At 68.6% G+C, this 6876-nt stretch carries 7 protein-coding genes; 5 read left to right on the top strand and 2 right to left on the bottom strand.

Annotated elements, in window-relative coordinates; genetic code table 11:
• Window positions 1–674: protein adenylyltransferase SelO family protein (locus tag AX708_RS05950; protein ID WP_197426350.1), on the bottom strand; the 674-nt coding region annotated here is incomplete at its 3' end.
• A 73-nt stretch (window positions 675–747) separates the two neighbouring features.
• Between AX708_RS05950 and AX708_RS05945 the strand changes: the two genes are divergently transcribed.
• The 5 genes from AX708_RS05945 to AX708_RS05925 all read left to right on the top strand — a co-directional run bounded on the left by AX708_RS05945 (window position 748) and on the right by AX708_RS05925 (window position 6565).
• Entirely contained in the window at window positions 748–1614 is an 867-nt protein-coding gene (locus AX708_RS05945; protein WP_066532362.1) for an alpha/beta fold hydrolase, read from the top strand.
• Window positions 1611–2753, top strand: coding sequence for a glycosyltransferase (locus tag AX708_RS05940; RefSeq protein ID WP_066532365.1), 1143 nt, complete (start codon window positions 1611–1613; stop codon window positions 2751–2753). Before AX708_RS05945 ends, AX708_RS05940 begins: the two co-directional genes overlap by 4 nt.
• A gap of 171 nt (window positions 2754–2924) precedes the next feature.
• Window positions 2925–3728 carry a tetratricopeptide repeat protein gene (locus AX708_RS05935; RefSeq protein WP_066532368.1) on the top strand — a complete coding sequence of 268 codons (804 nt, stop codon included), beginning with the start codon at window positions 2925–2927 and terminating at the stop codon, window positions 3726–3728.
• A gap of 25 nt (window positions 3729–3753) precedes the next feature.
• Window positions 3754–5103, top strand: a complete 1350-nt coding sequence (locus AX708_RS05930; RefSeq protein WP_066532502.1) for a PQQ-binding-like beta-propeller repeat protein — start codon at window positions 3754–3756, stop codon at window positions 5101–5103.
• Between the two features lie 58 nt (window positions 5104–5161).
• The gene (locus AX708_RS05925) at window positions 5162–6565 is read left to right on the top strand and encodes an isoprenylcysteine carboxylmethyltransferase family protein (RefSeq protein WP_066532375.1); all 1404 of its coding nucleotides are present in this window, start codon (window positions 5162–5164) and stop codon (window positions 6563–6565) included.
• Between the two features lie 2 nt (window positions 6566–6567).
• Here the strand turns inward: AX708_RS05925 and AX708_RS05920 are convergent, their stop codons facing one another.
• Complete coding sequence (locus tag AX708_RS05920) at window positions 6568–6870, bottom strand: putative quinol monooxygenase (RefSeq protein WP_066532376.1); 303 nt, start codon at window positions 6868–6870, stop codon at window positions 6568–6570.
• Window positions 6871–6876 lie beyond the last annotated feature (6 nt).

Below are 6876 nucleotides of genomic sequence, written 5' to 3'. Positions count from 1 at the left end.
GGGGGCGGGGCTGGGAATTGCTGGAGGCAATAGGCGATGAGCGTTTCCATATCGTCCGCCGCTTCGAGCGCCAGCAGGCGCTGGAAGGTGCCGATGCGGATGTGCGAATGGCTGAGGCGCACCAGCACGGCGGAGCGCGTCGGCGAGGGCTCGTCCCCGCGATAGAGGCTCTCGCCCGTCTCGATCACGCTGAAGGTTTTCGAGGTGTTGACGCCCAGCGCCTCGAGCATTTCGGTCGCGAGGATCTCGCGCACCGCGCCCTTCAGGGTCAGGCGGCCATCGCCGCTGCGGCTCCACGGGGTGGTGCCCGAACCCTTGGTGCCGAGGTCCATCAGCCGGCCGTCGGCTGCGCGCATCTGCGCGAACAGGAAGCCGCGCCCGTCGCCGATCTCGGGGTTGTAGACCCGGAACTGGTGCCCGTGATAGCGCAGCGCGAGCGGCTGAGGGATATTGCCTTCGAGCGGCTGGAACCGCGCGAAGTGCCGCACCCATGCCTCGTCGCTCAAGCCCGCCAGCCCGACACTCGCCGCCGCCCTGTCATTGCGCCAGCGAAGCCGCGTCTCGGGGAAGTCCGCGGCCGCGACCGGATCGCCCAGCCAGTCTGCCAGCGACAGGATGGCGGGATCGGGACGATAGGCACAGTGCGCATCCGGGTGTTGCAGTCGCTCGCTCATGCCGCGATAGTGGGCGAGGGCAGGGCGGCGCGCAAGCCGCGCAGGCCTTCGAGGGAAGGGAATACCGGCACGGATGGCCGCATTGTACGAAGACCGCTACTGGACCAGCAGCGACGGGCTCACCCTGCATTACCGCAACTACCCGGGGCCAGAGGGCACCGCGAAGCTGCCGGTGCTGTGCATGCACGGCCTCACCCGCAACGCCCGCGACTTCGGCGCGCTGGCCGAGGCGCTGGCTGCCACGCGCCGCGTGATTGTCACCGAGATGCGCGGGCGGGGCATGAGCGACTATGCCAAGGATTCGGACACCTATTCGCCGCTCACCTATGTCCAGGATGTGGAAAAGCTGCTCGCCGAGCAGGATATCACCCGCTTCGCAGTGGTCGGCACCTCGATGGGCGGGCTGATGACGATGCTGATGGCGGCGGGCAAGCCCGGGCGGATGAGCGCGGTGGTGATGAACGACATCGGCCCCGAGGTGCAGACCGCGGGCCTCGCGCGCATCTCGGGCTATGTCGGGCAGGGCCGCTCCTATCCCACCTGGGTCCACGCCGCGCGCGGTCTGGCCGAGGCGCATGGGGGCGCCTTCCCGAAGTTCGATCTCGACCAGTGGCTCGAAATGGCCAAGCGCACCATGGTGGTGAGCCAGAACGGGCGGATCGTGTTCGATTACGACATGGCCATCGCCGAGCCTTTCGCCAAACCCGGCAACGCCGCGCCGCCCAATCTGTGGCTCGCCTTCGAGGCGCTGGCGGGCGTGCCGATGCTGCTGGTGCGCGGGGGGCTGTCGGATCTCCTCAGCGCCGACACCGTCAAGCAGATGGGGGTGCGCAATCCGAAGATGCGCACCATCACCGTCCCCGATGTCGGCCATGCCCCGACGCTCGACGAGCCCGAGGTCCGCGCCGCGATCCATGCGCTGCTGGACGAGGCGGAGTGACCGACGCGTCTGCGGGGGCCGTTCCCCGCATCCTGCATTGCCATTCCACCTTCGCCGCGGGCGGCAAGGAGGTGCGCGCGGTCCGGCTCATGAACGCCTGGGGGACGCGGCTCGATCACACCGTGGTCTCCGCCGAGCCGCAGGCGATGGCGGCCGCCGCGCTGGTCGAGGATCATGTACCGGTCCGCTACCCGCAGGACTTCCCTTCGCTGACGGGCAAGCCCACGCCCGCGCGGTTGGCCGCACTGGCGCGCGCGATGCAGGGCTATGATCTCGTGTGCACCTACAACTGGGGCGCGATGGATGCGGTGATGGCGCACCGCCTGTTCGTGCGGCTCTGGAACCTGCCCCCGCTGGTCCACCACGAGGACGGCTTCAACGAGGACGAGGCGGTGCGTCTCAAGCCGGCGCGCAACCTCTACCGCCTTGCCGCATTGGGCGGGGCGTCAGCGCTGATCGTGCCATCGACCGGGCTCGAGATCATCGCCCGCCAGATCTGGCTCCAGCCGCAAGCCCGGGTCCTGCGCATTCCCAACGGCATCGACACCGCTGCCTTCGCCGTTCCGCCCGATCCCGCCGCGCTCCCGATCCGCAAGGGCGAGGACGCGTTCTGGGTCGGCACGCTGGCGGGCCTGCGCGCGGTCAAGCGGCTGACCGATCTCGTGACCGCCTGCGCGCCGCTGCCACCCGAATGGCACCTCGTGATCTGCGGCGAGGGACCGGAGCGCGCGGCGATCGCTGCCAAGGCGGAGGCGCTCGGCATCGCCAGCCGGGTCCACCTGCCGGGCAATGTCGATCCCGCCAAAGTGGCTGGCCTGTTCGATATCTTCGCGCTGTCCTCGGCCTCCGAGCAGTTTCCGCTCTCGGTGGTCGAGGCGATGGCGGCGGGTCTGCCGGTGGCGGCGACCGATGTCGGCGACATCCGGCAGATCCTGTGCGAGCCCAATCGCGTGCTGCTCGCGCCACCGGGCGATGCCGGGGCCCTCTCGGGCGCATTGCTTGCGCTGGCCGCCAACCCCGATATGCGCAGCGCGCTCGGCGCCGCCAACCGCGAGCGCGCGCGCGCAAATTTCGACTTCGCGGTGATGCAGGCGGCCTACGAAGCGGCCTATGCGCGCGCGATGGGGCGGGCTTTCTGATACCTTCATTCCCTCGCAGATTGCTTCATCTCCGGTTCAACCCGGCTCCAGCATTGCCCCGCCGTGACAGCCGGTGCCATTGCGCGCGGGCTTTCACCTGCCTAAAGAGCGCCCTCGCGCCTTCACGACGGTGACGGCGCAGACCAATTCACGAGGACACCAAGGCCGACCATGGCGCGCACTCCCATCACCTCTCCCGACACCCCCGCCCCCTCGCGCGAGGACGAGGTGCTGATCCGCGAAATCGACGAGGCGGTGCGTGAAGACGCGCTGCTCGAATTTTTGCGCAAGCACGGGATCAAGGTGCTCGGCGGCGTGCTGGCGCTGATCGCGGCGCTCGGCGGCTACATGATCTGGCACCACTACGCCGAGAAGAACCTCGAGACGCAGTCGGAAACCGTGATCGCCGCGCTCGACATGGCCGACAAGCGGGATTTCAAGAGCGCGTCGGAAAAGGTCGCAGGGCTGCTGGGCGACGATTCCTCGCCCGGCGCGCGCGCGGCGGCGCGGTTCATCCAGGCCGCTGCCGCGCTCGAAGCGGGCGACAAGGCCAAGGCGAGCGGGCTCTACAAGCAGGTCGCCGCCGATCCGACCACGCCCCCGGCCTTGAAGGATCTCGCCCGTGTGCGCGAGGTCAGCATCAATTACGACGCGATGAAGCCGGCTGACGTGATCGCGCAGCTCAAGGACCTCGCGGTCAAGGGCAATCCCTGGTTCGGCTCGGCGGGCGAGCTCGTCGCGATGGCGCATCTCGAAGCGGGCAACCGCGCCGAGGCGGGCAAGCTGTTCTCCGAGATTTCGAAGGATGAAGACCTGCCCGAAACGCTGCGCAGCCGCGCGCGCCAGATGGCTGGGCTGATGGGTGTCGACGCGATCGTCGACGTGAAGAAGCTGCTCAAGGACGAGGGGGTCGTGTCCGACGGCACGGGCGATACCGCAGGCGCGGCGGCTCAGCCGGCGCCGGCGGCGCAATGATCTTGGGATGGGAATCGAAGCGCTCATGACACATAACACAATCCTGCGCGCCGCGCTGATGGCCGGCGTGCTGGCGGCGGGCCTCGGCGGCTGCAAGGGCGGGCTGTTCGGCGGCGGCGATGAAAAGACCACGCCGACCGTGGGCAACCGCGTGCCGATCCTCTCGCGGATCGAGAGCGGGGCCGAAGTCGACCCCGCGCTGGCCGGTATCAGCGTGGTGCTCCCCCCGCAGCGGACCAACACCGAATGGGCGCAGGCCGGCGGTTCGGCGAGCAAGTCCTACGGGCACCTTTCCCTCGCCGAGAACCCCGCCAAGGTGTGGACCGGGCGGATCGCCGGATCGAGCAACCGCGAACGCCTCGCTGCCGCGCCGGTGGTGGGCGGCGGCAAGCTGTTCGTAACCGGGACCGACGGGGTGATCCACGCCTTCGACAAGAACACCGGCGCCCAGCTCTGGACCCTCCAGAACGACGAGAGCATGACCAAGGACATGCGCCCCTCGGCCTTCGGCGGCGGGGCCAGCTATGAAGGCGGCAAGCTCTACGCCACCAACGGCGTGGGCGAGGTCAAGGCGATCGATGCCGAGACCGGCGCGATGCTGTGGAAGGTGAAGCCCGCAGGCCCCTTGCGCGGTTCGCCGACCATCGCCTTCGGCCAGCTTTTCGTGATGACGCAGGACAACCAGCTGATCTCGCTGTCGATGACCGACGGTTCGCTGGTTTGGGACGAGAGCGGGTCGAACACCCAGTCGGGCGTGTTCGGCGTCGCTGCGCCGGCCGCCGGGCAGGGCACGATCGTTGCAGGCTATTCCTCGGGCGAGCTCACCGCCTACCGCTACGAGAACGGCCGCTCGCTGTGGTCGGATGCGCTGGCGCGCACCAATATCTCCACCACGGTCGGCTCGGTCACCGATATCGACGCCGATCCGATCATCGATTCGGGCCGCGTCTATGCGCTCGGGCAGGGCGGGCGCATGGCGGCCTATGAACTGGTCAGCGGCCAGCGCATCTGGGAACTGAACCTTGCAGGAATCTCCACCCCCGCCATCGCGGGCGAGTGGATCTTCACCCTCACCGACGACGCGCGCCTGCTCGCCATCGCCCGGTCGAGCGGCCGGGTGCGCTGGATCACCCAGCTCCAGCGCTACCGCGACGAGGAAGACAAGGAAGGCCCGATCTTCTGGACCGGTCCGGTGCTCGCCGGCGGCCAGTTGTGGGCTGCCAATTCGCGCGGCGAGCTGTGGAAGGTGAGCGCGGGCGAGGGTTCGGCCACGCTGTTCGCCGATATCGGTCAGCCGATCAGCATCGCGCCGGTGGTGGCCGACGGGATGCTCTACCTGCTCGACGACAGCGGCACGGTGCACGCCTGGAAGTAAGCGCTCTGCGCGGGGCTTTGCGGGGCTGTTAACCCTTTGCGTGTAAGCGCGTGGCGGTATGACTGCGCCCGCAACTCCCGTGCCGCCCGCGCCCCCGCGCAGCGATGTCTCGACCGGCGTCGGGCTGGCGGGGCTGGCGGGGCTTGCGGTGTGGATCGCCTTCTGCCGCTCCTATCCCGAGATCGCGAGCGCGCTGGGCCTGGGCGGCGGGCTTTCGGGCGCGCGCGGCGTGCTCTCCGGTCCCTATGCCGCGCTTGCCGCGATGCTGTTCACCGCGCTGCCGATGGCTGTGTGGTCGGTGCTGGTCGACAAGGTCCACCTGCGCCCCTCGACCGGGATCGACTGGAGCCTGAAACGCCCCCTGCCCGAGGTCATGCCGGTGGCGGTCATCAAGCTGGTCGGCCTGTGGTCGACCTGGGCGCTGCTGGCCGCCTTCTATACGCTGGGGCGCTGGTACTGGTCGGGCAATTACCTGTTTTCGATGGACGTCCTGAGCTTCGCCATCTTCCCGCTGGTGATCCTTTCGGTGCCCTATGTGATCTGGCTCGACCGCTATCTGGTGGAGCCCCGCGACGGCTGCTTCCACTTCGGCGCCTTCGTTGCGGGCGGCGGGGTCGCGGGGCGCGACCAGTGGGATGGTGCGGCGATCGCCAAGCACTGGCGCGCCTGGGCGATCAAGGGCTTCTTCGGCGCTTTCATGATCTCGATCCTCCCCCCCGGCTTCGCGCAGGTGGTGGAGGCGCAGCCGGCCGCGCTGCTGGCGAACCCGGTCGAGTTCATCATGCTGCTGGTGACGCTGCTGTTCCTCGTCGACGTGCAGATCGGCACCGTGGGCTACCTGCTGACGCTGCGCCCGCTCGATTCGCACATCCGGTCGGGCAATCCGTTCCTTGCGGGCTGGCTCGCCGCGCTGCTGTGCTACCCGCCCTTCGTGTGGGGGATCATCGGGCCCGACAACCAGATCCTGAGCTATGAATATGCGACGCCGGGCTGGGCGCACTGGTTTGCCGGTAACACCGCGCTGCTGTGGGCTTGGGGGGCGCTGCTGGTGTTCCTCACTGGCATCTACGCCTGGGCGACGGTGGTGTTCGGCATCCGCTTTTCCAACCTCACCTATCGCGGCGTGCTGACCAACGGCCCCTACCGCTTCACCCGCCACCCGGCCTATCTCTCCAAGAACCTGTTCTGGTGGGCGAGCGTGTTGCCCTTCATGGTGAACGGCGAGGGGTTCCTCGAACCCTTGCGCAACTGCATCTTCCTGCTCGCGGTCAACGCGATCTACTACTGGCGCGCGCGGACCGAGGAGGCGCATCTCCTCGCCGAAGACCCCAAATACGCCGAATATCACGCGTGGATGGAGGCGCATGGCCTCGTCACCGCGCCGCTCGCGCGGTTGAAGCGCCGCCTGCTGGGGCCGGGCGAAGCGCGCCGCGAAGACCCGCAGGCCTTCCCGGCGGAGTAGGTTCACATCACCGGCGAACCATCGTCGGCCTCGAACTTCAGCGCCTCGATCACCTTGAAATCGAGCCCGGCGATGGCCGCGCCGAAGGCGGCCATGTGCGGGGTGGCGAAGTGCGCGGCGAGGGCGGCCTGGTCCTGCCACTTCTCGACGATGTGGATGAGGCCGGGCTCGAGCAGGTCCTGCGTGAAGGCATAGGCGATGCAGCCTTCCTCGGCATTGGAGGCGGCGACCATGTCGGCGATGGCGGCCATCGCGGGCGCAAGCGCGCCTTCACCCACCTGGGCCTTGGCCAGTACGATCAGCATGTTCCT

It is taken from the genome of Erythrobacter sp. CCH5-A1 (genome assembly GCF_001557115.1).
Lineage (GTDB): Bacteria > Pseudomonadota > Alphaproteobacteria > Sphingomonadales > Sphingomonadaceae > Erythrobacter.
Note: the sequence above shows the minus strand (reverse complement) of the source record. Positions and strands in the feature narration are given on the sequence as shown.